General features: G+C 47.6%; 22 protein-coding genes and 1 tRNA gene. 6 read left to right on the top strand and 17 right to left on the bottom strand.

Annotated elements, in window-relative coordinates:
* Nucleotides 1-43: 43 nt before the first annotated feature.
* Both SD10_RS06620 and SD10_RS06615 read right to left on the bottom strand, forming a co-directional pair.
* On the bottom strand, nucleotides 44-700 hold the full coding sequence (locus SD10_RS06620; RefSeq protein ID WP_046376232.1) for a response regulator transcription factor: 657 nt from the start codon (nucleotides 698-700) through the stop codon (nucleotides 44-46).
* Between the two features lie 4 nt (nucleotides 701-704).
* Nucleotides 705-2,282, bottom strand: coding sequence for a sensor histidine kinase (locus SD10_RS06615; RefSeq protein WP_046376231.1), 1,578 nt, complete (start codon nucleotides 2,280-2,282; stop codon nucleotides 705-707).
* 91 nt (nucleotides 2,283-2,373) lie between these two features.
* Between SD10_RS06615 and SD10_RS06610 the strand changes: the two genes are divergently transcribed.
* Nucleotides 2,374-2,871, top strand: a complete 498-nt coding sequence (locus SD10_RS06610) for a hypothetical protein (protein ID WP_046376230.1) — start codon at nucleotides 2,374-2,376, stop codon at nucleotides 2,869-2,871.
* A 113-nt stretch (nucleotides 2,872-2,984) separates the two neighbouring features.
* On the opposite strand, the gene SD10_RS06605 is transcribed toward SD10_RS06610, so the two are convergent.
* A tRNA-Ala gene (locus tag SD10_RS06605) sits at nucleotides 2,985-3,058 on the bottom strand.
* 167 nt (nucleotides 3,059-3,225) lie between these two features.
* Between SD10_RS06605 and SD10_RS06600 the strand changes: the two genes are divergently transcribed.
* Complete coding sequence (locus SD10_RS06600) at nucleotides 3,226-3,480, top strand: GIY-YIG nuclease family protein (RefSeq protein WP_046579128.1); 255 nt, start codon at nucleotides 3,226-3,228, stop codon at nucleotides 3,478-3,480.
* Between the two features lie 60 nt (nucleotides 3,481-3,540).
* On the opposite strand, the gene SD10_RS06595 is transcribed toward SD10_RS06600, so the two are convergent.
* The 3 genes from SD10_RS06595 to SD10_RS06585 form a co-directional block, all read right to left on the bottom strand.
* The gene (locus tag SD10_RS06595; RefSeq protein WP_046376229.1) at nucleotides 3,541-4,167 is read right to left on the bottom strand and encodes a C40 family peptidase; all 627 of its coding nucleotides are present in this window, start codon (nucleotides 4,165-4,167) and stop codon (nucleotides 3,541-3,543) included.
* A 67-nt stretch (nucleotides 4,168-4,234) separates the two neighbouring features.
* Nucleotides 4,235-6,376: a Tex family protein gene (locus tag SD10_RS06590; protein WP_046376228.1), complete on the bottom strand. Its 2,142-nt coding sequence runs from the start codon at nucleotides 6,374-6,376 to the stop codon at nucleotides 4,235-4,237.
* Between the two features lie 190 nt (nucleotides 6,377-6,566).
* Nucleotides 6,567-6,758, bottom strand: coding sequence for a cold-shock protein (locus SD10_RS06585; protein ID WP_012925283.1), 192 nt, complete (start codon nucleotides 6,756-6,758; stop codon nucleotides 6,567-6,569).
* A gap of 219 nt (nucleotides 6,759-6,977) precedes the next feature.
* Between SD10_RS06585 and SD10_RS06580 the strand changes: the two genes are divergently transcribed.
* Nucleotides 6,978-7,769, top strand: coding sequence for a M23 family metallopeptidase (locus SD10_RS06580; RefSeq protein ID WP_179945490.1), 792 nt, complete (start codon nucleotides 6,978-6,980; stop codon nucleotides 7,767-7,769).
* Between the two features lie 110 nt (nucleotides 7,770-7,879).
* Here the strand turns inward: SD10_RS06580 and SD10_RS06575 are convergent, their stop codons facing one another.
* From SD10_RS06575 to SD10_RS06565, 3 genes are all read right to left on the bottom strand, one after another.
* Entirely contained in the window at nucleotides 7,880-8,086 is a 207-nt protein-coding gene (locus SD10_RS06575; protein ID WP_046376226.1) for a hypothetical protein, read from the bottom strand.
* Nucleotides 8,087-8,148: 62 nt separating this feature from the next.
* Nucleotides 8,149-9,693 (bottom strand): CCA tRNA nucleotidyltransferase, encoded by a 1,545-nt coding sequence (locus SD10_RS06570; RefSeq protein WP_046376225.1) that lies wholly within the window; start codon nucleotides 9,691-9,693, stop codon nucleotides 8,149-8,151.
* 96 nt (nucleotides 9,694-9,789) lie between these two features.
* On the bottom strand, nucleotides 9,790-10,347 hold the full coding sequence (locus tag SD10_RS06565) for an L-threonylcarbamoyladenylate synthase (RefSeq protein WP_046376224.1): 558 nt from the start codon (nucleotides 10,345-10,347) through the stop codon (nucleotides 9,790-9,792).
* Nucleotides 10,348-10,505: 158 nt separating this feature from the next.
* Between SD10_RS06565 and SD10_RS06560 the strand changes: the two genes are divergently transcribed.
* Complete coding sequence (locus tag SD10_RS06560; RefSeq protein ID WP_046376223.1) at nucleotides 10,506-11,627, top strand: AI-2E family transporter; 1,122 nt, start codon at nucleotides 10,506-10,508, stop codon at nucleotides 11,625-11,627.
* Nucleotides 11,628-11,629: 2 nt separating this feature from the next.
* On the opposite strand, the gene SD10_RS06555 is transcribed toward SD10_RS06560, so the two are convergent.
* Nucleotides 11,630-12,637 carry a nitrilase-related carbon-nitrogen hydrolase gene (locus tag SD10_RS06555; protein ID WP_046376222.1) on the bottom strand — a complete coding sequence of 336 codons (1,008 nt, stop codon included), beginning with the start codon at nucleotides 12,635-12,637 and terminating at the stop codon, nucleotides 11,630-11,632.
* A 171-nt stretch (nucleotides 12,638-12,808) separates the two neighbouring features.
* Between SD10_RS06555 and bshB1 the strand changes: the two genes are divergently transcribed.
* On the top strand, nucleotides 12,809-13,528 hold the full coding sequence (bshB1, locus tag SD10_RS06550; RefSeq protein ID WP_046376221.1) for a bacillithiol biosynthesis deacetylase BshB1: 720 nt from the start codon (nucleotides 12,809-12,811) through the stop codon (nucleotides 13,526-13,528).
* A 507-nt stretch (nucleotides 13,529-14,035) separates the two neighbouring features.
* Entirely contained in the window at nucleotides 14,036-16,777 is a 2,742-nt protein-coding gene (locus SD10_RS06545) for a VWA domain-containing protein (RefSeq protein ID WP_046376220.1), read from the top strand.
* 36 nt (nucleotides 16,778-16,813) lie between these two features.
* Here SD10_RS06545 and SD10_RS06540 read toward each other — a convergent pair whose 3' ends face one another.
* The 7 genes from SD10_RS06540 to SD10_RS06510 form a co-directional block, all read right to left on the bottom strand.
* Nucleotides 16,814-17,278: a response regulator gene (locus SD10_RS06540; RefSeq protein WP_046376219.1), complete on the bottom strand. Its 465-nt coding sequence runs from the start codon at nucleotides 17,276-17,278 to the stop codon at nucleotides 16,814-16,816.
* 154 nt (nucleotides 17,279-17,432) lie between these two features.
* Complete coding sequence (porG, locus tag SD10_RS06535) at nucleotides 17,433-18,104, bottom strand: type IX secretion system protein PorG (protein WP_046376218.1); 672 nt, start codon at nucleotides 18,102-18,104, stop codon at nucleotides 17,433-17,435.
* Nucleotides 18,105-18,207: 103 nt separating this feature from the next.
* Nucleotides 18,208-19,221 (bottom strand): DUF6089 family protein, encoded by a 1,014-nt coding sequence (locus SD10_RS06530; RefSeq protein WP_046376217.1) that lies wholly within the window; start codon nucleotides 19,219-19,221, stop codon nucleotides 18,208-18,210.
* Nucleotides 19,222-19,390: 169 nt separating this feature from the next.
* Nucleotides 19,391-20,266 carry an NAD kinase gene (locus SD10_RS06525; RefSeq protein ID WP_046376216.1) on the bottom strand — a complete coding sequence of 292 codons (876 nt, stop codon included), beginning with the start codon at nucleotides 20,264-20,266 and terminating at the stop codon, nucleotides 19,391-19,393.
* A 76-nt stretch (nucleotides 20,267-20,342) separates the two neighbouring features.
* Nucleotides 20,343-21,011 (bottom strand): CBS domain-containing protein, encoded by a 669-nt coding sequence (locus SD10_RS06520; protein WP_046376215.1) that lies wholly within the window; start codon nucleotides 21,009-21,011, stop codon nucleotides 20,343-20,345.
* A 119-nt stretch (nucleotides 21,012-21,130) separates the two neighbouring features.
* Entirely contained in the window at nucleotides 21,131-21,907 is a 777-nt protein-coding gene (locus tag SD10_RS06515; RefSeq protein ID WP_046376214.1) for an alpha/beta fold hydrolase, read from the bottom strand.
* Complete coding sequence (locus SD10_RS06510; RefSeq protein WP_046376213.1) at nucleotides 21,904-22,521, bottom strand: anthranilate synthase component II; 618 nt, start codon at nucleotides 22,519-22,521, stop codon at nucleotides 21,904-21,906. The genes SD10_RS06515 and SD10_RS06510 overlap by 4 nt, the downstream gene beginning before the upstream one ends.
* Between the last annotated feature and the right edge of the window lie 183 nt (nucleotides 22,522-22,704).

Below are 22,704 nucleotides of genomic sequence, written 5' to 3'. Positions count from 1 at the left end.
CAATTTTCAAGTTCGCAATTCGATTGGTAGAGTTGTTCAGGGATTAGATCAGCTTATCTTCCACGGCCATTCTGACTAATTCAGCCGCATTACGAACTTGCAACCGGCGCATCATATTAGCCCGGTGGTTATCGACAGTCCGGACGCTAAGTTGAAGTTTTTCGGCAATTTCACGACTACTCATGCCATCGACCAGAAATTGAAGAATTTCTTTTTCCTTGTTCGACAGTTTTGATTGGCGTTCGGCACGGCCATGTCGATCTCCTTTCTTCAGTTGCTGCATATAGCCGCTCAAAATAATTGAAGCGACTGGCGAGCTGTAATATTTCTCACCCGAAGCAATGGTTCGAATGGCTTTGATCATCTCATCGGACGATGAATCTTTTAAAATATAGCCATACGCGCCAGCTTCCACAGACCGTAAAATATAATCTTCGTTATTGTGCATGGACAGCATCAACACCCGTACATTTTTGTACAGACGGCTAATGACCTGCGTAGTCTGGATGCCCGACATCCCCGGCAATGATATATCCATCAGGATCAAATCAGGTAAACGACTTGGATCGGGCTGAAGCACTTTCAGTTTATCAAGGATTTCTTCGCCATCGTTGGCTTCATCGATAATCTCCAGGCCATCGGCTTGTTCAAGTAGAAGCCGAATACCGTCACGAACGATAGAGTGGTCGTCCACCAACATTATTCTAGTAGGTGTCATGGGATGCAAAATGCGTTTTATAGGGAATGCTTACTTGAATTTTAGTGCCTTTACCAAACGCAGATTGTAATTTAAATTTACCGTTGAGCAATTTGGTTCGTTCCTGCATATTATGTAAACCCTGCGAAGGGGGCCGTAGTTCTGACGGATTCGTTATGTCGCCATTTATTTCTGACTTTTGTTTGAGTCCCCCATTTTCCTGTTTTTTTCGAGGAACCTGAAACCCTTTTCCATCATCGCTGACAATCAATTGTAAGAAAGTACTTCGTTCATATAATTCGATATGAATGTGTGACGGTTTGGCGTGTTTGACCGCATTGCTGACGGCCTCTTGGGTCACCCGATAGAGCATGATCTCAACGTTTTTATTCAATCGAGGCATATCGGAGGTAAAATTTGTTTCAAATGTAACATCGAAGGAATCGCTTCGGTCTTGCTCAGCCAGCATTTTGATAGCGGGTATGATGCCAAAATCACTGAGTACGCTAGGCATCAAATTATTGGAGATCGTGCGTGTTTCCTGAATTGTCTGTGTTACCAGGCTCTTCAACGTTTTCAAATTTTTGGCGTGTGGTGCCGTACCAACCTGTTCCGTCGCAGCCGCTCTGGTCAGGCTGGCCTCAAGCCCTTCAATTTGCAATTTGATAGCGGTAAGCATCTGGCCGAGCCCATCATGTAGCTCGCGTGATAACCGTTTACGTTCTTCTTCCTGCCCGGCGATTAAGTAAGACGTTCGTAGTTTTTGATCGTCAATTTCCTGCTGGTATTGCAGTTTAGTAGCTTCAAACAGTTTCTGACGGGTTTCCTTCAAAATGCGGTTGGCGTTCAGCAGTTTCTTATTAGCCGCCGTTGTTTGGCTCTCTGCTTCAACCAGTTGCGCAAATGTTTGTTTGAGTCTTCGGGCCGCAGGACGAAAAATCACGAAGCCTATGCCAATTAGAACGGCTACGGTGAAGATATACAAGTACAGTTCTATTGATTGTAGCAGCGTTAACTTGGCCCTGAGTTCGGTCGTGTATTCCCGAACAATACCATCCATTTCCTCCAAAAATGGCTTTTCGTTCGCCAGCATCAATTTGATACTAGCCTGGACTTCAGGCGTCTTGATTTCGTCGAACCTTTGCAATCGCATGAGTCGATGGGCACTCTGCCGGAACGCATCAAACTGCGGACGAATGGCGTCATACAGTCGTTGAACCGTATCGGAATTCACAATATATACCTTTGGATTATCAACTTTTCCTTGCCGACTTTGTAGGTGATAGCGTTCAAAAACAGGAAATACCTGCCGTAAAGCCGCCACATTCTCCGAAAAGTGATCCTGTTCACTGGCATCCGCCAGTTGTAGGACTTGTTTCACAATTTGCTGGCTCTGGTGCCGTTGCAAAGCCGAGTACCGAATAATCCATAGCTCGTCCTGAACAGCACGGAGCCGCCATTGCGTGAGGCCCTGCCCTACCGTTAGCAAAACGGCCAGAATAATCAGCAGAGTCATATACAGCCGGGTAAACCGAACGGGAATTACCGAGCCATCTTTTGTGTTGTCGTTGAGTGTATCAGGCACGAGCAGCGTGGTTGATGATAAAGTCCGTTAGTAAAAGTAATATTTTTTGTATTTTTACCATTGTATCTTCGCATATAAGACTTCCCTCAACATGACTCGTTTATTGATTGCCTTACTAGTTGTATCACTCGCGGCCCCGGCCTTTCGTCCGGCACTGCCTCCTGTCAATCGGATTAAGCCGGGCATACCGCCTTCGGTAGCTGCCGAACCGGTTAAACTATCGTGGGAAGTGCTACGCGATGTTACGTTCAAGAAAAAATGGTATGCTGAGGAATCCGTATACATGCTTTACCCAACCTTTGGGCAAGGCATTCAAAAATTGAACGGAAAAACGGTGGATCTTACTGGGTACGTACTTCCAGTAGATCTGGAATCCAATATCTATGTCTTATCGGCTTTCCCTTATAGCGCCTGCTTCTTTTGCGGGGGCGCAGGGCCCGAATCGGTTGTGTCGCTGAAATTCAAAAAATCAGACAAGAAATTTAAGACCGACGAACGCCGGACGTTCCGGGGTACCCTTAAATTGAATGCTGACAATATTTACGAACTGAATTACATACTGGCTGACGCAGAAATGATTCAGCAATAGGTTGCCTAGTCTCTTAAAAATAAACCCCGGTAATCGCTTGATTACCGGGGTTTATTTTTAAGAGACTAGGCAACAAAAAACCACCCATTCAGAGTGGTCGGTTTGCAACGTAGTGGAGAATATCGGAGTCGAACCGATGACCTCTTCCATGCCATGGAAGCGCTCTAGCCAGCTGAGCTAATCCCCCATAAACACCAATGGTAGTGTTTTGTGGGTGCAAATATGAGTAAAAAATTAGTTTGACCCAAATTGAATACCATTTTTTTTATTCGGGTAACTCAACCTATCCGCTAGATCAGGCAATGTTTGTTTTGTATGATCAATTGTGTAGTTTTGATAATACTTCCGATACATATGCATACGGTATATATAATTTATAGCCCTTCCACTGACCGGTATTTTATTGGCCAGACTAAAGACCTGAAAATAACACTGTGGCAGCATAATGCTAAGACTAACCCTGTTACGGCAGATGGAAAGCCATGGGAAGTACGCTTTACGCAGGCATTTGATACGCGCAATGAAGCCCTGAGTTTAGAAATGAAGCTTAAAAAGAAGGATCGCGCGCATTGGGAAGAGCTTATTAATAGTGCTCAGCCAGCTGTGTAGGTAACCTTCTTATAAAAAAAACCGCTCCAGGAGCGGTTTTTTTTATGCCTATATTTTTCATCAAAAGGGGCGCAGCGCCTTTACAAATCGGCCTTTAAAGTAATCTGCATACAGGTTGTCTTCCCGAACGCCCCGCGAAGAAGACGCATGAATAAACCGGATATTCTGGGCGCCGTTTACTTCGGTCACGATGCCGGTGTGCGAAACATATCCGGCCTGTCCTTTGTCCGGCACAAAGAAAATTAAATCACCTGGCAAAATCTCTGCTACTTCGACTTCATGACCGACCTCTGACTGCTGCCAGGATATTCGGGGCATTTTCAGACCCACCGTGTTAAAAACAGCATAGACCAGGCCTGAGCAATCAATGCCGTCGGATGTATTCCCACCCGACCGGTAGGGCGTTCCGGTATAAGTTCGGGCAATTTTCACGACTTCAGGCACATACCGGTTTTCGTAGGTCCGACTATCCACAACTTTGCCTGTCGGTTTAGTCGGAACAGCGGGCGAACGACTGGGTGTTTTACCGGTAGATGGTCGATGGACAACGGATCGGGACGATGAGGACGGTCGACGGCTAACGGACGGACCAGAAGAACGAAGCGCATTACAGGCACTCAACAAGACGAGCAGGCAGGCACTCAGCAGTACGGGACGTATAATTTCCCGAGACCAGCGTTGTTGCATACGGAAGTAGGTTAGGGTAGTGTAGGCAATTTTTTAACGTTAAGGCACATTAACCTATTGCAACCTATTAAAATTTCATAGTTAATGCAATTCGTTTCCGGGTCTTATCGACCTCGATTACTTTAACTTTTACTTTCTGGTACACTTTCACCACCGTTTTGGGGTCCGAAACAAAGTGATTAGCCAGTTGAGAAACGTGAACAAGCCCATCCTGCTTGACACCAATATCCACAAAGGCCCCAAAAGCGGTGATGTTGGTCACGACACCCGCCAGCACCATACCTTCGTGCAAATCATCGACAGACCGAACACGGGCGTCGTATTCAAACACTGAAAGTTGTTCGCGCGGATCGCGGCCGGGTTTAGCCAGTTCGGCCAGGATATCCCGAAGCGTAGGTAGACCAACCGCGCTGGTCACATACTTGTCGACTTTGATGTGCTGCCGCAAGTCCGGTCGACGGATAAGGTCATCTACTTTACTACCTGCATCAATGGCCATCTGCTCAACAACGGCATACCGCTCGGGGTGAACGGCACTGTTGTCCAACGGATTTTTAGCGCCTTCAATACGCAGGAAACCCGCACATTGCTCAAAAGCTTTCGGGCCCAACCGAGGTACTTTCCTGAGTTGGTCTCGGGATGTAAACGGCCCATTTTCGGCCCGGTAGGCAACAATGTTACCGGCCAGTTGCGGTCCCAGTCCCGACACATAGCGTAGTAAATACGCACTCGCGGTATTGAGCGATACACCAACCTGATTGACACAGCTCTCTACTACGGTATCGAGGCTGGTTTTCAGATCGGTCTGATCCACATCATGCTGATATTGACCAACGCCAATTGACTTGGGGTCAATCTTCACCAGTTCAGCCAGTGGGTCCATCAGCCGGCGGCCAATACTAACGGCTCCGCGAACGGTAACATCTCGATCCGGAAATTCTTCACGAGCGACTTCGGAAGCGGAATAAATCGACGCGCCCTGCTCACTCACCATAAAAACAGGTTTATCCAGATTTAGCCCTTGTATAAACTCCTCCGTTTCTCGTCCGGCGGTGCCATTCCCGATAGCAATAGCATCGATAGCATATTGAGCCACAAGCTTCTGAACTGTGTGGATAGCCTGTTGCTTCTGCGATTCAGAATGAGCCAGATACAGCACCGTTTCGGCCAATAAACTCCCCTGTGCGTCCAGACAGACCGTTTTACAACCCGTTCGATAACCGGGGTCGATGGCCATCACGCGCTTCTGGCCCAGGGGCGGACTAAGCAGTAGTTGACGTAGGTTGTCAGCAAAAATCTGGATAGCTTCGGCATCGGCTTTCTCTTTCGACATGGTCGAAAATTCTGTTTCGAGCGAAGGTTTGAGCAGGCGTTTGTACCCATCACGAATAGCCAGCATCACCTGCTCCTTGCAAACGGGCGTCCCCGACCGATCGGCCACAAACTGTCGTTCGAGCCGTTGCGTAGCCGCTTCTTCGTCCGGACCAATGGCAACGGCCAGAAATCCTTCTGTCTCGCCACGACGCAAGGCCAGCAACCGGTGCGATGGAACCCGGCGGAGGGGTTCGGCAAAATCGAAATAGTCTTTGTATTTTATGCCCTCCGCTTCTTTCCCTTTTTTAACGACAGACCGAATGATGGCTTCCCGCTCAAAGAGATTGCGAATTCGCTGTCGAGCGTCGGCATCTTCACTGATTCGCTCGGCCAGAATATCGCGGGCACCCTGCAAGGCATCGGCCATGGTGGGCACTGCGTCGGAGAGATACCGTTGAGCAATGCGCTCCAGATTTGCTTCGCGCTGGGCAATAACTACGTTAGCGAGGGGTTCCAGCCCACGTTCGATAGCTATACTGGCACGGGTCTTTCTTTTTTGTCGATATGGCAGATACAAATCTTCCAGATCGGTGAGTGAATCAGCGGCTTCGATTTTTCGACGCAGATCGGGCGTTAGCTTACCCTGCTCGTCAATGGATTTGAGAATACTCTCCCGACGCTTATCGAGGTCAATTAACTTTTGATAGGTGTCCTTTATTTGTCCGATCTGTATTTCATCAAGAGGATTTCCATCTGTCGATGCCGTGGCTTCTTTACGGTAGCGGGCAATAAAGGGAACGGTGGCTCCGCCGTTGAGTAGGTCAATAGTGGCCGTTACAGACCGGAGCGGTAAGCTGAGTCGGGCAGCAACGCGTTGCTCAATAGATTGGGTCATGTGAAAAATAGAGTAGGTCGTTTGCCTGGAGCGTACTCCGTGCCGCGATTATTCATGCCGTCTATACGAACAGCATGCGACAGGCAACTAGCAAACGAGCCTGCAAAAATGGCCTTACGAACCGACAGAGCAAAAAAAAACATGCCGATTGGCATGTTTTTTACAACGGTTGTCTTGGTATATCTTACGATTAAGCCATTTCGACGTTTACGGCGTTTAAGCCTTTCTTACCGCGCTCGACATTGAATTTAACTTTGTCGTTTTCACGGATTTGGTCGATGAGACCGGAAGCGTGTACAAAAATGTCTTCGCCACCATCATCGGGTTTAATAAAACCAAACCCTTTGGTTTCATTAAAGAATTTTACAGTTCCTGTTTGCATTGCTATTTTAAATTTAGGCGAAGGACGGCACAATAAATGTATTTTCCAAATGCATTTGGAAAATATCTCTTATAAGCTGAAAATAATTTTCAAATAGGCGAATACACACGTATATGAGCCATTCACGGTATAATATTCTACGTACCTATCGCCCTACTTGCGTATTTTTACCGCCAGAATCGAATACAAACAGTAGTGAAGATTGACCTAACATTGTTCATGCGGATAGCAGGTATCTTGGGGGCATTGCTAATTGGTGGCCTGAATGCGGCTTCTTCTCAGGTCGTTATCAGTAATTCCGACGAGCCTACGCTTTATACCTATTGCCAACAGTTCCAGACCCTATACACACAAATCCGGGAGCAAAGTGTAAGCCCCGACTCGGCCCGGCTACAGTTCAGCCAGATTATGCAGGGGCTACAGGTCCGGTTTCGCAGTATGGAAGGCTACAAACAGGATTCCCTGCAACGGGACAGCCTTCGTCGAACGGGTATCTACTTCAATTTCCCGATCCGTGGCTATTCGACCAATGCCATTGGTGGTACACACGGTGAAGGCTACCGGGGTACCGGCTTTGACTTATTCGACTATAACGTGCGCGGCAGTCATCCTGCTCAGGACATCTTTATCAGTGATCGAAACCAAGATAACATTGACGACCGAACCACTAAACCGGTCGATATTCTGGCCATGAGCCAGGGGTTAGTTCTGGCTATCGAAACGGGCTGGAAACCAGGCTCTGATTACCGGGGAGGCAACTGGATTTGGGTATATGACCCGCTGTTAAACGGACTATTCTATTACGCCCACAACAGCGAGGTCGATGTATCGCCAGGGCAATGGGTCAAAGCTGGCGAAAAGCTGGCCGAAATGGGCAGAACTGGCTTTAATGCCTACAAATCCCGATCACCAACCCATTTACACCTGATGTACCTCCAGATTAAACCCGATGGTCTCCCCCAGCCAATCAACACCTATGAGTGGCTACTGACCGCCAAACTGTCGAAATGATATAGGTTATAAGATGCATGGTGTAGGATATATATTATATGGTAGAGGGTGTACTCCTTTCACGTTACTTATATCATATATCCTACACCATACTTCCTATATCTATTCTTCTACGATTCGCGGACAAGGTTTACGCCTGTAACGAGGAAGATCATGCCAACAATGAAGGGCGCGGCCGATTCAGCTTTTGATACGTGCATACCCAAGACCGCCTTCCCTTCTGATAGAAAAGCGACCAGAGCGAACAAAACGACAACTACACCCAGAATGGTGAGAGACGCACCGAAGAAGCGACGAAAATTTGTATTGTTATCCATGAGCACATTAATGTAGCGTGGTGAATGAAAAATAATAAGTGGCTTATTAGGCCTGCCGACCTTTATTTGGCCTTCTTGACTGTTTTAGGAATTAAACCGCGTTTGCGACCTTCTTCAAGTAAGAACGGGTAAGCTGCTTCGTGCGAGTTCGTAACAACCCCGTCCAGAATAGCTTCCCGCATTATAGCTTTGATCTCACCAACTTCTTTGGACGGCGGCAACCCAAACGTTTCCATAATCAACTCACCCGTGATAACCGGCTGAAAATTACGAAGTTTATCCCGCTCTTCGAGGTCATGCAATTTACGCTCAACCCGGTCGAAATTACGCAGGTGTTTTTGTACACGTTCATAATTCTTGGACGTAATGTCGGCGCGGCAAAGCGCCATGAGTCCTTCGAGATCATCGCCTGCATCCACTAACAACCGACGCAGGGCCGAGTCTGTAATTTGCTCCTTTGTTAAGGCAATGGGCCGTAGGTGCAACCGCACAAGCCGCTGCACAAACCGCATGTGCTCGTTGAGCGGTAATTTCATAGTCCGGAAAATTCCGGGTACCCACCGAGCGCCCAAGTCTTCGTGACCATGAAATGTCCAGCCAACCTTCTGATCAAATCGCTTAGTGGCTGGTTTGGCAATGTCGTGTAGCAGAGCCGCCCAACGCAGCCAGAGTTCGTTCTCAGCCTCGCCCGCATATTTGGTTGGATTGGCCCGATTCGCGATGTTGTCGAGAACCTGAAGCGTATGGTAAAAATTGTCTTTATGTCCCTTTCCTTCAATGGTTTCAACGCCTTTTAAGGCAACCAGCTCGGGGAAGATCCGATCCAGCAATCCGGCATGATACAACAATTTAAATCCGTACGAAGGCGTAGGCGACAGAATGATCTTGTTCAGTTCGTCAGTTACGCGCTCCCTCGACACAATGGTGATCCGCTCGTTCATCCGCACAATGGCATCGAATGTATCCGGTTCAATATCAAAGCTTAATTGAGAGGCAAAGCGGATGGCCCTCATCATACGAAGCGGGTCATCAGAAAACGTAATGTCGGGATTTAGGGGCGTACGGATAATTTTCCGCTTTATGTCTTTCAGTCCTCCGAATGGATCAAGTAATTCACCATAGCCGACGGCCGATTCGGCTCCAGCCTGCGGTGTATTCCAATTTAGGCTAATGCCCATAGCATTGATGGTGAAGTCCCGCCGATTTTGGTCATCTTCGAGCGTGCCATCTTCGACAATTGGTTTGCGCGATTCACTCCGATACGACTCTTTACGCGCCCCAACAAACTCAACTTCCCATTCCTCGTCGCCCGGCGTGGAGTCGCCCCGCGTGGAGTCGCCCGGCTGGTCCGCCGGAGCGGTGGCTTTAAGCATCGCTGTGCCAAAATTTGGGAATACCGATACATTTGTGCGAAGGGCTTTTCCAACAGCTTCAGCCAGCGCAATACCACTACCAATGCAGACTACATCAATATCTTTCGACGGACGCCCCAAAACTAAATCACGCACGAATCCGCCAATGACGTACGCTGGCAGACCAAGCGCATCGGCCTGTTGAGCAATCACATCAAAAACCGGATTTTTATGTAAGGTGTCGCTAAAATTCATGTGTACGAAACAATCACAACCTGGCTTCGGCCTACCGGCCGTTGCACTTAATCAATAGTGAGTGGCCGGGTTATTGGCCAGCCCATATCTGACAATTTATTTTCTGATAAAATTAATTTCTCCATTAACGGCCAGGCGCATAATGCGCGGTCGTTTAGGCATACCCGGTAGCGCACCAAATCGTTCGACAATGAGTGCTTCGGCCGGTGGTGGCAACACCAGAGACTCCAGCGGAATAGATAGTAATCCACGCCCGAAACTGCCAATCAGCCGTTGCACCTCCGCACTCAGCGACCGCCGAACGGCCACTTCGCCCGTTGGTTGCCCAGCGGCTCCAGTTGCCGCCGACTGCCACAGCAAGGCAGACAGATTTTTTCCCTGTTCGTAAATAACCGTTAGCGGAATTTCGGCAAATTCCACTAAATCATAGGCCACATCGGGGATTTTCGCCACGTATAAGCCTACCTGATCGGCGTTCTGGATAAGTACCGTTGGTTGTAAACCATGGGGCATAACTGCGCGCAAGGTCAACAATTTCTCAACGGCTACATCATTAACAGGATCAGCAGTAACAGACCAGCCGGTTTCGTCGGCCAACGCAATAAGTTGTCCCTGCCTGAGTTGAAAAGCGATATCGCGAATACTTGGCGTCATAAATAAATAAACCGCAAAAATACAGCAAGTTTGGAGAAAGATGATCAGCCACAAGCAAGATACCCACCTTCTACTCCTGTCAGATGAACAAAATACAACATAGGATGTTGAAGCACTGATCCTTAATTCTCTACATTCTGATGAACCATCTTTAACCTATGGCTGCCGAACCGCTACGCCCCCACTATCATCAATTCTCTCACTCTCTGCTTGCCTTAGCCATCCTGACAGCTGGTATCTATATAGGGCAGGATATTTTGGTACCACTGGCTATGGCGGGTCTGGTTGCCGTACTCTTACGTCCTATTGAAAATAGACTCGTCCGGCTGGGCGTTCATAAAGTTATTGCCATTAGCCTGGCTCTGCTGGTGGCGATCATTCTGGTGGCTGGCATAGCCGTGACGCTGTCCATGCAACTCTCCGACTTTGCCGATGACCTACCCAAGATTCGGCAGAACTTAGCCGACTTTTTCAGCGATGCCAAACGCTGGGTCAGGCGCGAATACAACGTAAGCTATCGACAACAGGAAAAATACCTTCAAAAAGCCCAGGCCCAAACACTCGATAGTTTGCAGAGCCCCGACACGCTTGGGTTCATTACCGGTCCCCTGGGCACGCTCACATTGATTCCAATTTATGTTTTTCTCCTGCTCTATTACCGCACCATGTTACTGCATTTTGTTGTCGTGCTTTTTGCCGAGAAGCATACCGAACGAGTGCGCGAAGTACTGGGCGAAGTGAAAGCCGTTATCCAGAGTTATATGGTTGGTTTGCTTATTGAAACGGCCTGCGTAGCTGCTCTAAACTCCATCGGCCTGCTACTGCTGGGGGTACAATACGCCGTTTTGCTGGGCGTCATGGCAGCTATTTTGAATCTGGTCCCCTACATTGGCGGGTTAGTCGCTACTCTGTTAACGGTCATTATTACGTTTAGCAATAATCCCGAAACGTCCGTTATTCTGGGCGTAGTTGGGGTGTTTCTGCTGGTACAGTTCATCGACAACAATGTGCTGGTTCCCCTAATTGTTGCGTCTAAAGTGCGGATCAACGCCCTTATTTCCATCATAGGCGTGCTTATTGGCGGTGCTTTAGCCGGTGTATCAGGCATGTTTCTGTCGATTCCGGCCATTGCCATTTTAAAAGTCATTTTCGACCGCGTCGAGGGCCTCCAGCCCTGGGGAGTATTACTGGGTGATCAAACGCCTGAAGAAGCGGGCAGTAATTTATTTCGCCTGCCCCGACGCCGACGAAAAGCGAAACCAAGCGAAGTCGAAGCATAGGTTCAGCTATAAAGTTTCTTGATTACCTCTTGCTGGTTCCGCATAAACTGGGATCGCTCGGCTGGTTGGCTTAGAAGCGCGTTGGGTGGATATATCGTGTGTTTGGCGTAACTTTCCGTATACAGTTCCAGCCGTTGGCGGGCCAACTGGTTCCCGATGGCGGGCCGCTGCCGGAATTCGCGCAAAGCCGCCAGATCAATATCAGCGTTGGCCACGATGCTCTCGCCATAAGCCGCTTCAGCCAGTACAACTCCTTTGGGATCAATGAGTTTAGAATGCCCATCGGTGGTACCCGCTGGCAGTGAACTACCAACCACCCCAGCCGAGTTTGCCGATACTACGTAAGCCATGTTTTCAATGGCCCGGGCTTGTTTGGCTATATTTTTGGGCGTTAGCTGTGGGCTGCCAATTTCTGATGTTGCGTGTAGGAGTACCTCGGCCCCGCGCATCGCCAGGCAACGAGCTACTTCAGGATACAGAATGTCTTCCGAAGCAATACAGGCCAGATTACCAATGTTTGTCTTAGCCACCGGAAACAACGAATCATAGCCGTAAGCGTCGAGATACAACTCCCAGACATCATGTGGAGTCGGCGTATACATTGCGTTCAACCGGCGATACCTCAATAGCACGTCCCCATTCGGACCGATGATAAAACTGGTTTGAAAATACAGTTCAGGAAAAAAAGGGTCCTGTTCATAGGCATTTCCAGAGAAATAAATTTGTTGCCGCTGCACCATAGCGCTCAGGGCTTCATAAACCCGACCGTCAATTTCAAGGGCAGCCTTTTCGCGCCACTGGTCTACGGTTTCGTCGATGGGTGGGCCCGTCAGAAAAAATTCGGGTACGACAACAAGTAGGGTGTCGCGGCCAATTAAGCCAATCGATGCGGCAATCTGACGGTCAATACGCTCAATAGATTGAAGCATAATCGCTTCGGCTTCATCGTGGGTTTGGGAAGTGTTTACTGTCTGACAGGTTAGTTGAAGGGCAAGGGCTTTGTAGGACATAAATTAAGTAGTAACGGTAGTGTTTAGGTTGGGGGCGCTAAAATAAAGTGTTTCTATCGAAAAAACCGCGGGCGTCCTCCTTTGGATCAACCTGGAACAAATACAGCGCCTAGGTGATTATCTATCTGTTAGATTTCATCACAGGAACCACCAATCAGTTAAACTATATACATGACCGTTGACGTACTGGCCATTGCGGCCCATCCCGATGATATTGAAATGACCTGTGCCGGCACTGTTCTTTCATTAGTAGCGCAGGGTAAAACTGTTGCTGGCGTCGACCTGACCCGGGGAGAGTTAGGGACACGCGGAACGCCCGAAATTCGCTTGCAGGAAGCAGCCGAAGGTGCCCGGATCATGAATCTGGTAGCGAGAGAAAACATGGGTTTCCGGGATGCTTTTTTCCGAAATGACGAAGAACACCAGTTGGCCCTGATTGCCGTTATTCGCCAGTTTCGGCCAGAAATCATATTAACGAATACACCCGACGACCGCCATCCCGATCACGGTCGTGCTGCCGAGCTTGTTGAAGATGCCTGTTTTTACGCTGGCTTACGTCAGATCAAAACGGTGGGGAAAGACGGTAAGTCCCAGGAAGCGCACCGGCCTAAGTTTATTTATCATTTTATCCAGGATCGTTCTCTGAAGCCTGATTTCGTGGTTGATATTACGCCCTACTGGGACGGAAAAATAGCCGCTATAAAAGCCTATAAAAGCCAATTTTTCAACCCCGAAAGTACGGAGCCTCAAAGCTATATTTCGGGCGAGCCGTTCATGAAATTTCTGGAGTCGCGCACCCGCGAACACGGCCATATGATTGGTGCAGAATTCGGCGAAGGCTTCATCAGTCGGCGTATGCTGGGCGTACAGGATTTGTTTGCGTTAGTCTAGCAGATAAGTATCAACGTTGATAACCAAGCGACTATAAGCCCAGCTTTATCAACGGTTAATTTAGCTTGATTACTTCTTCCCAACACAGACGCCCGGCGAATACACGAAAGACAAACGTGTATTCGCCGGGCGTCTGTGCTTAATCTGCAATGCCAATCTATGCCTTGCTTGATTTATAATATAAAAAATGGCCGCGTAGCAGTCTAAGGTTTGTAACAAGCGTTATTGCTGTCTTCAACCGCGTGCCGTAGGTACGTAACCCATTAGCCTGGTTGCGTACCAACGGCACTCAATACTTTTTTAATCAATGTCGCAGTGACATTGTTCACGTTTAAAATAACCGGTTACACACTTCTTGTAGCTTCTCAATAAGATAGGCTTGAACTTCGCTTTCCCAAATCCGTAAACTTTCTATCTGAATTAGGAACGGGCAGGTTTCGGTTTGCATAGCTGATTACACGATGCCCTGCTTCCGTCCATTTCGCGCTCTTTCTTTGTCAAGTCGATATGCAGGCCTTCTTTTGTCTATTCCTGGTTTTTGCCAGCGTTTTTTTAACCAATGGTTCCTATCAGGAAACCCCTCAGCAGGCACTCAATCAGTACATCGCCTTTTTGAATCAGTCAACCGACGAGGTAAGCTATCGCTCCCAACAAATCCAGCTCTATTATTCGAGTATAGAAGGCTACAAATCGAAATTGGGCGCACCGCCACAGATGCCATCATCCAGGATACTGGAATCGTACTATTACAAAAAAGCCCTGACTTCTGTAGCCCTAACCGAAGCCGAAAAACAGCGCTTAAATACAAGTACAGAATCGCTCTGGAAGCTGTTGACCAAAATTGATGAGACAACAAAAAAGCTGGAAACGTACGATCGGCTGAAGGATTACGAACGCGACAAGTTTGAGAAAGCAAATGCCTTGATGGTTGAGCTACAAACGCTTACCAGCCAGTTCAGCCAGGCGAAAGACGCGATGTATGCCCAAATTCAACGGGTGTATCGCCGTTACCAGCCCTACCGGGACACGGATGCCTATCTGTATGCTGAAAAAGAAATGGAACAGGCGCTGACAAGCCAGCGTAAACTACTTGATACGCTATCTTTCTACCTGAATGAAAAAAGCCGCGCTGACTGGCCCAAAAAACTTGTTCAGCAAAGCATCCTGTCTGATCAGACCCTCCTGACTTCCTTTGGGAAAGCAACGTCGACGATCGGCTATCCCGCATCGGACATGCTTAATTCATTCAGAACGGGTTTGAGGGCCATACAGGAGGTAAAAAAGCGCGCTGTGGATGACTATACATTTGCCGCACAGCAAACCGCCGAGCACGGCAACAAGGTGTATCGTTCGCTTATTAATCAGTACAATAATGATTTAGTAAACTGGCAACAAAGTTTTGTCAAGTACAGTACCCCAACCAGACAACTGCTGGAGTACCCAAAACTCTCTCCTATCTTTAAAATTGACCCTCCTCAACCAGCCATCCAGACCATACAGCAGGCCCAACCTTTTAGTGACGGCAAACCGCTTGCCTTCGTTATAAAACCAGCTGCGGCCCCGGCCCAAACAGCTACTTTTCAGGCACTAAACGCCTATGTGGAATTTATCAACGAGTCGCTGCGGCAAATGAACCATCTTCAGGTGTTGGTCCGTAACTACCAGTCGTCAGCCGATCGCTACCGGGAATCAGCTGGCAACAAACGCCGAAATAGCTTAACCTACGCCCATAACGAATACAAAGTACCCGTTTCTGAACATCAGCTTCTTCTTCTGAATAGTGTACACATTCCATCGACCTATCGCAACTCGATCAATAAACAAGCCGATGTACTGCTGGCCATGCTGACCGAAATGGACAATCTGAGCATTGAGTTGGTCGACTATGCAGCCAGAGGTCAATACGAGCAGGACCAGTTTCGGCGATCTGATGCGATTTTGGATCGGTATGCTTTTTTATTCGACGAATTCGACAAAAAGAAGGAGCAACTCTACCAGGATGTTCGACGCATTCATGAAAGTTATCCGGCCACTAAACCGCTTACTTCCTGGATTACGGCTGGCAGAGCCTTACTCAAGATCATCGATGCCAACAAAAAAATCGTATTTGGCATACGAGCCTATCTACGCGGTGAAGCTACCGAACGACCCGCTACCGATTCACTTCGTGCCGAGGCCAGGAGTTTGATTTCCAGCGAATTCCAGAACCTGAAGGGTCTGCAACGCTATGGTCCAAGTAACGGCCTGTGCCCTTACTCACCGTATGAGGCTATTGGTACAAACTCGCTTCGAATGGCCGAGATGGCGCCAAAAATCAAAAAGCCTGCAGCTGTCTTCGCAACCCATCCGTATGAAATGATTTACTATTTCTTTAACAACGAGCTGGTTTACCAATACAATAAATTCAGCGAGCTGGCTAAAGTAGGTGTCCTTAAAGCCGTAACTGAGCCCAATGTCTTCGCGTTTCGGCGGTCAACACCAGCAGTCGGGCAACAGACCATACCGGAGGACACAATACAGCCCGGTCCTAAACCAGATAGTGAGCGTAAGCCTATTGACACTGCACGACTGACCCAACCTACAGAACCCAGACAACAGGACAGGACGGTTATAAAACACGACACGGTTTATGTCAATCAGGTAAGGACGGATACAGTATATATTGGTCAAAAAAGCCAGTCAGACGGTTCGCTTTCCCTTGCGGGCTTTGCCCCCAACAACATGGTTTTGTTACTTGATGTATCGGCTTCGATGGCTTCTCCTTATAAAATGCCTTTGTTAAAGCGATCCATAAAATCACTTCTTAGCGTGCTCAGGCCTGAAGACCAGCTTTGTATTGTGGTTTACTCGGGCAAAGCGCGTGTCGTTCTAAAACCCACGTCTGGAGCCAACGTCAACGAAATTACCCATGTGATTGACCAACTCCAGTCAGACGGGGACACCGACGCAGACAAAGGCCTTCAACTCGCTTACAAGATGGCGAACAAACATTACATACGGGCAGGAAATAACCGGATTATTCTGGCAACCGATGGTGAATTTTCGGTTAGTGACGATGTGTATGACCTGGTGCGTAAATCAAGTAAAGACGATGTTTTCTTAACCATTTTCACCTTCGGCAAAAGCGAGGTAAATGGAAAAAACCTTATAAAGCTGGCCCAGTCAGGACAAGGTTCCTATACCCACATTACGGCCGGGAACGCCAATTTACAACTGATTCTGGAAGCACAAGCGAAACGAGTGCCCTAGCATTTACCGACGAAAAGTAGTGAGGAAGATCAGCGATTAACTGACAGAGGGCAATGTAACCGTACCTAACCAATATTCATTCAAAACCCGGAAATAACACTCCCACTCGTCAAGATCCATCGGTTTATTAATAAACGAATGAGCCCCTAACTCATAAGCTGTTTCAACGATATCTGTATCCTGATGGCTACTGAGTATTATGACGGGTAATCGGGGATAGTGTGTTCGTATGTCTTTCAGTAATTGCCATCCCAAGGTCGGATCGGGCAAATATAGGTCCAGCAACACCAATTGAGGGAAGTCTTCCTGTTTGTCAAATGTTATTTTCAGATGAATAAGAGCTTCTTTTACACTCGATGCAAAAACCGGTTGAGCTTGCGGAATTTTTGCCCGTAAACTGTAACCGATCAGTAATTGATGGTCCTTATTATCCTCAACAACCAATAAAGGAAATGATTTGCTTCGGTTGCTACGCTGTCGATTAGGGAAAGTTGATATCATAATAAGTTATCCAATAAAGAAGAGGAAGTAATACAATATGTCCCTTAAGAGTGTACTTTGAATATTTGGGTGTTTTATATAATTATATAAACTTATTTTAGTAAATATACTTCGTATTTCTACAAAAAAGTTTCCCTACAGGGATTATCTTACACTAAGGACAAACGATTTTATAAAATGTGTAACTCAGTGTAACGGCGGTATACGTATAGCTATCTTTAAGGGCTGGATTACTCTGGGTCACTTTTGTCATAGCCTTGCCGAAGGTATTTTCGCCTAAACCATCCAGGTAATCATTGGTTGTAAATCGAGTGCCAAATTCTACGCCGACACTCCAGGGTCGCTTGATTTCATACTTGATGCCTACTCCCAGCGGATACGTGACAACCCCACCGACTCGCACTACCGCATTATTAAATCTGCATATACCAATGCCCCCGAATACATAAGGTGTCCAGTTTTTTACTCTGGGCGACGCTATGTAGTTCAGAAAATTGTACTCAAAATCAATTTCTGCGGCTGTAATGTTCGTGCGGAATGAGTAGTTACGCGCTTTCTGAAGAGGGTCGCTACTAACCTGATCCTCACCCCGAAGGCCACCGAGAGAACCCGTCCCCCGAATGGAGAAGGAACGGGTGGCATTATACCGAAAGAAAAGGCTTCCTGCGGGTCTGTAGAATCTGGGATTAAGCGAAGGTGATACATCCCCTTTATAGAGCATACCGCCCAGGCCACCCCCGATTTCAATTTTTTGCGCCTGTACACTCAGGCTGATAAAAAGCCCGGCTACAATAAGCCGGGCCTTCCTGATTTCATTTTGATACATAAAGTAGATAACAGACCTCAACCAGACGCACAAAGCTCGTTAATGCCTACGATTGCCATAACGTATAGTTTCTGAAGCTAAACAGCCCAGATAACAGCCTCCGTTACTTGACCGGAGGGCATTTTATCTTGCCTGGAATAATGTAATGGATCGAGAAATTAGTCAATAAATAGCCATCATTTAATTTCCCGTCTGTTGAGCGAACAGGGGTAGTTAGGGCATCAGAAATAGCTGCCTGCAATTCGGGGCTACCATTATTGAATAGGTTTTGTAGTGGCGTATACCGATCCGGTGCGTTCTTATAGCGAGCCGCAAATTGCTCAAAGCGCCGGTTCGACATGACCGTAGCTACACCTTGCTGGGTGGCGGGATCGGCGTAAGGACCGTTCCCTACATCATCCAGGTAATCGGTGAAGGTATACCGGAAACCGATTTCTGCCCCTATATTAAAGCTCTCATTTAACTTATAGCGTACGCCGAAACCAACTGGTATAGCTAAAGTTACCAGCGAATAGGGCTTATCGAATCCTGGCTGACCTTGTCCTTCCGTATGCAGAGGCTGAAGTTTTACCCATTCCTGACCTGCATACACATCCGTACCAGTTCCTGTTGCTACCGGCGTTCTGGCTTCAGGGCTGTGTGCGACCAGCGCTAACCCACCAAAAATATAAGGAGTAATTTTCGCCCGCGACTCCGAGTTTCGGCCGTCCTCAATAAAATTGTAAATTCCTGTTACGGCAAACTCTTTCAGGTCGTTCCGGAAGTGTGCATTTCGGGCATACTGAGGTAGGTATTCTTCTATATTGCTCTTGGCAAACGTATAATCATCGCCTGTGATGCGCGCCCAGGTAAACATAGCACGAGCGGCAAAATGGGGCGTAAACTGACGAGTATAGCCCAGGCCGACATTCCAGCGGGGCAGGGTAAATAATGACTTAATTGGCTTGCGATAACCGGCCAAATCACCAAAATAAGTGGATGTACCTGCACCGAACGTAATTGACGAATACGGAGCGAAACGCGCATTCTGTCGGCGTTGCGCCGAGCTTTCTGTAACTAAACCTGCCAGCAAACAGATTGTCGCAGCGCCTATTACTACCTGTTTATACTTATTCATATTCATTAAAAACGTGAATCAACCACCACTGCCCCATAAAGCCAGCCATTTCCGAAACGGCAACGGACTTGCTTTTATTGGCAATGAGCTATAAAAATTATGCCAGGCCCAAAAAACAAGCGAAAGAAACAGGATTATTCAAAGCGAATGAGCGTAATTAAGCCAGCCTTTAATTACGGATGTCCCAGCCCCAGTTGAGTTTACTTCGAAGCGTATTCAGGAAATTATCGTCGCTAAGCTTAACCAGGCGCGCCTTGAACGCTTCTTTTTGCACGCTGATCCTGACCGACGTATCGACCGTGTACGAACGGGAATCTAAGGCGGCTAAAAAGTTACCACTCCGGCTTTCCACCTCAAAGGCCAGTTGGCACGTGTCCATAACGATCATTGGCCGGACGTTGAGATTGTGCGGACTGATGGGGGTAATGATAAAGCTTTCTGTTTGGGGCAACAGTACTGGGCCGCCACAACTAAGCGAATAACCTGTTGATCCTGAAGGTGTTGAAATGATCAAACCATCTGCCCAGTACGAATTCAGAAATTCGCCGTCGAGGTACGAATGGACTGTGATCATAGAGGAAGTTTGGGTTCGGGTAATGGTAAAATCATTAAGCCCGAACGGTAAATTTCCAAAAATGTCCTGAGTTGATCGCACACTTACTAACGTACGCTCATCAATAGTATATTGTCCGTTGAAGATAGCGTCAATCATGAGCCGTACCGATGCCGGTGCTACGGTAGCCAGAAACCCCAGACGACCAATGTTGATACCAATAATGGGAATTTGGCGGGAGCCGACATGCGTAACGGCGTCGAGTAATGTACCGTCGCCCCCAAGGCTAAAAATAAAGTCGGCGTCAGCAACACCTTCTTCAACGGTATACGTTGCCTCACTATAATGCGCTACGGCTGCATTGTCCAGATACTCACGGTATCCCAGCGAAATGATTACTTCCGTTTGCCGCCTGGCCAGCTCCTCAAACATTGATTGAATGTAAGGCCGTGCCGATTCGGGAAAGTTGCGCCCGTGAATGGCGATTTTCATAAATAAAAGTTTACGATCTGCGGTGTAAAGTTAACGGCGATCCATCCTGATGAAACTTGACCCGAAAACGTCAACACTAGGTATTGAGGTAACGCAGTAATAAATCGAGCCGCTCCTGATCAATACTTTCGACCGGTGCATTGGCAAAAGCCGCTTCTATTCGGTAGCCAAACCGTTCGAGGGTCGAGATGACGGGGGTGATGTCACGGCGGTTCAGCTTGAGTGTCAGCCGGGAACGATCAGGCATACCGAAGGCAGCACTGGAAAAATAACTGCTTATAATTTTAACATTGTTGGATTCAATCAGCCGACTAACCTCCGCCATTGAGTAGTCTCGCTCATTCATATTCAGGATCAGAATGGCGCCTACCTCCTGAACACCCAAATCCTGGGCAAATTTCTTAAGCAGTTCATTCACGGAAATGGTACCGCTAAACTCGCGCCCCTCGCCAATAACGGCAATGACCTGCATCTGATGTTGAATAGCCAGCCCCAGCACTTCAAGCATGTGTTGCTCTTCATTGACAAAAATCTGCTCAAACAGGCACATCACGTCTCGCAGAGGACGCTCATCATCCGCAACGTCCATAAGCAATTCTTCGCTTACAATACCCCGATAGTCGCCCTGGTCAGTCAGTATAAGTTGACCGACGCGGTGCTCTTCCATCCACGCTAAAGCCTGTCCAACCAGGTCGGTTGGCTTCAGGGCCGGAAGCATGGGATCTATTAGTTCGGCAGCCAGCATAGTAAATAGAGAGTCGTATGATAAACAGTACCTGTTCGCCGAAAACTACGGAAAATCTCGCATAGTTTTCAATTTTAGTGTGGGAACAAAATTTAATGTTCCAGGTGCACTTCCTAAACTTACGCAACTAACTCGGTTACGGGATTCTTGGCCAGCCAATTATCCAATAATTCGTTAAACTGGTTCGGGCATTCCATCATGGGTGCATGGCAGCACTTATCAATAAAATGCAATTCTGACCCCGCAATCAGCCGATTAAACTCGTGGCCCACTTCGGCTGGCGTGATGGTATCATTGAGCCCCCAAACGAGTAGCGTTGGAATCTGAATCTGATACAGATCCTTAGCCACATTGTTACGCTGTGCTGATTTGGCAATGGCAACAATGCTCATGCATTTGGGAATACTACTGGTGATTTCAAAGACTTCGTCGATCAGTTCTTTCGACGCTACTGCCGGGTCATAAAACGTATAGGCCACTCGCTCAGCAATATAGTCATAGCTGCCGCGCTTTGGAAACGAACCGCCCATACCATTCTCAAATAAGCCCGAACTGCCCGTTAATACCATACGCCGAACCTGTTCCGGGTTTTTAAATGTATACAGAATGGCCAGATGACCGCCCAGCGAATTTCCCAGCAAGGTCATATCGTCCAGTGATTTCTGGGCAACAAACTTTTCGATATACGCCACCAGCCCCTCCAGGCTTGCCTGCCGGATGGGCATTTCGTAAATGGGCAACAACGGAATCACCACCCGGTAGCGATCCGAAAACGTTTTGATCACGCTGTCCCAGTTGCTCAAGGCCCCGAACAGGCCATGCAACAGCAGCAACACTTCGCCCTGGCCTTCATCTACATAGCGGAAACCGGCTTCTTCCCGAATCTGATAGTTCATGCGTATTGCGTGGTTAAGGTTGTGGTGGAGTTCTTCTTTTTAATAGTAAACAATATAAAATCAATCCAGTTTTCGATGATCGCTAATCCATGTTCCGTCAGGACGGCTTCCGGATGAAATTGCACTCCCCACAAAGGCAATGTTTGGTGGCGCATGGCCATTACCTCATGCTGCTCGGTGAAGGCCGTACCAACCAGTTGCTTAGGCAGGTCCGTCAACACGAGTGAATGATAACGGGTGACAACAAATTCGGTCGGTAGCCCCCGCCATAACACATCATCCGTTTGCGTTCGAATCATCGATACCTTACCGTGCATAGGTCGGTTAGCCTGAGTGAGTGTTGCCCCAAAAAATTCGCCGAGCGCCTGATGACCTAGGCAAACACCTAATAGCGGTACCCGTTGATAATAGTGCGCGATCACCTCCAGTAAACGGCCTGCCTGCTTCGGTGTACCCGGCCCAGGCGATAACACAACGGCGTCAATGGATTCGTCGATCAGCGAATTCCAGGATTCATCGTTTCTGACGACCCGGCAATGGGCACCAGCCTGCTGTAGATAATCGACCAGCATGTACGTAAATGAATCGAAATTATCAACTACCAACACGTTCATGCCGCTATAACGCAAATCGTTTCGACAAAATTAATGTTTCTCAAAAAAAGCAACAACTTTAATTTATTTATATTTGATTATCAGATATTTAGCAAATATAAAACTAAAAATAATTCAATTTATATAAAAAAAGTACTACCTAAGTTCAGCATCATTCATTAATTGGTGTCCGTAGCGTTTAAA

It is taken from the genome of Spirosoma radiotolerans (assembly GCF_000974425.1).
Taxonomy (GTDB): Bacteria; Bacteroidota; Bacteroidia; order Cytophagales; family Spirosomataceae; genus Spirosoma; species Spirosoma radiotolerans.
This window is presented reverse-complemented; position numbering and strand designations above follow the sequence as displayed.

Excerpts from the sequence above, each read along its gene's own strand:
- SD10_RS06620 (WP_046376232.1), bottom strand. The coding sequence starts at position 700 with ATGTTGGTGGACGACCACTCTATCGTTCGTGACGGTATTCGGCTTCTA.
- SD10_RS06610 (WP_046376230.1), top strand. The coding sequence starts at position 2,374 with ATGACTCGTTTATTGATTGCCTTACTAGTTGTATCACTCGCGGCCCCG.
- SD10_RS06600 (WP_046579128.1), top strand. The coding sequence starts at position 3,226 with ATGCATACGGTATATATAATTTATAGCCCTTCCACTGACCGGTATTTT.
- SD10_RS06595 (WP_046376229.1), bottom strand. The coding sequence starts at position 4,167 with ATGCAACAACGCTGGTCTCGGGAAATTATACGTCCCGTACTGCTGAGT.
- SD10_RS06590 (WP_046376228.1), bottom strand. The coding sequence starts at position 6,376 with ATGACCCAATCTATTGAGCAACGCGTTGCTGCCCGACTCAGCTTACCG.
- SD10_RS06585 (WP_012925283.1), bottom strand. The coding sequence starts at position 6,758 with ATGCAAACAGGAACTGTAAAATTCTTTAATGAAACCAAAGGGTTTGGT.
- SD10_RS06580 (WP_179945490.1), top strand. The coding sequence starts at position 6,978 with ATGCGGATAGCAGGTATCTTGGGGGCATTGCTAATTGGTGGCCTGAAT.
- SD10_RS06575 (WP_046376226.1), bottom strand. The coding sequence starts at position 8,086 with ATGGATAACAATACAAATTTTCGTCGCTTCTTCGGTGCGTCTCTCACC.
- SD10_RS06570 (WP_046376225.1), bottom strand. The coding sequence starts at position 9,693 with ATGAATTTTAGCGACACCTTACATAAAAATCCGGTTTTTGATGTGATT.
- SD10_RS06565 (WP_046376224.1), bottom strand. The coding sequence starts at position 10,347 with ATGACGCCAAGTATTCGCGATATCGCTTTTCAACTCAGGCAGGGACAA.
- SD10_RS06560 (WP_046376223.1), top strand. The coding sequence starts at position 10,506 with ATGGCTGCCGAACCGCTACGCCCCCACTATCATCAATTCTCTCACTCT.
- SD10_RS06555 (WP_046376222.1), bottom strand. The coding sequence starts at position 12,637 with ATGTCCTACAAAGCCCTTGCCCTTCAACTAACCTGTCAGACAGTAAAC.
- bshB1 (WP_046376221.1), top strand. The coding sequence starts at position 12,809 with ATGACCGTTGACGTACTGGCCATTGCGGCCCATCCCGATGATATTGAA.
- SD10_RS06545 (WP_046376220.1), top strand. The coding sequence starts at position 14,036 with ATGCAGGCCTTCTTTTGTCTATTCCTGGTTTTTGCCAGCGTTTTTTTA.
- SD10_RS06540 (WP_046376219.1), bottom strand. The coding sequence starts at position 17,278 with ATGATATCAACTTTCCCTAATCGACAGCGTAGCAACCGAAGCAAATCA.
- porG (WP_046376218.1), bottom strand. The coding sequence starts at position 18,104 with ATGTATCAAAATGAAATCAGGAAGGCCCGGCTTATTGTAGCCGGGCTT.
- SD10_RS06530 (WP_046376217.1), bottom strand. The coding sequence starts at position 19,221 with ATGAATAAGTATAAACAGGTAGTAATAGGCGCTGCGACAATCTGTTTG.
- SD10_RS06525 (WP_046376216.1), bottom strand. The coding sequence starts at position 20,266 with ATGAAAATCGCCATTCACGGGCGCAACTTTCCCGAATCGGCACGGCCT.
- SD10_RS06520 (WP_046376215.1), bottom strand. The coding sequence starts at position 21,011 with ATGCTGGCTGCCGAACTAATAGATCCCATGCTTCCGGCCCTGAAGCCA.
- SD10_RS06515 (WP_046376214.1), bottom strand. The coding sequence starts at position 21,907 with ATGAACTATCAGATTCGGGAAGAAGCCGGTTTCCGCTATGTAGATGAA.
- SD10_RS06510 (WP_046376213.1), bottom strand. The coding sequence starts at position 22,521 with ATGAACGTGTTGGTAGTTGATAATTTCGATTCATTTACGTACATGCTG.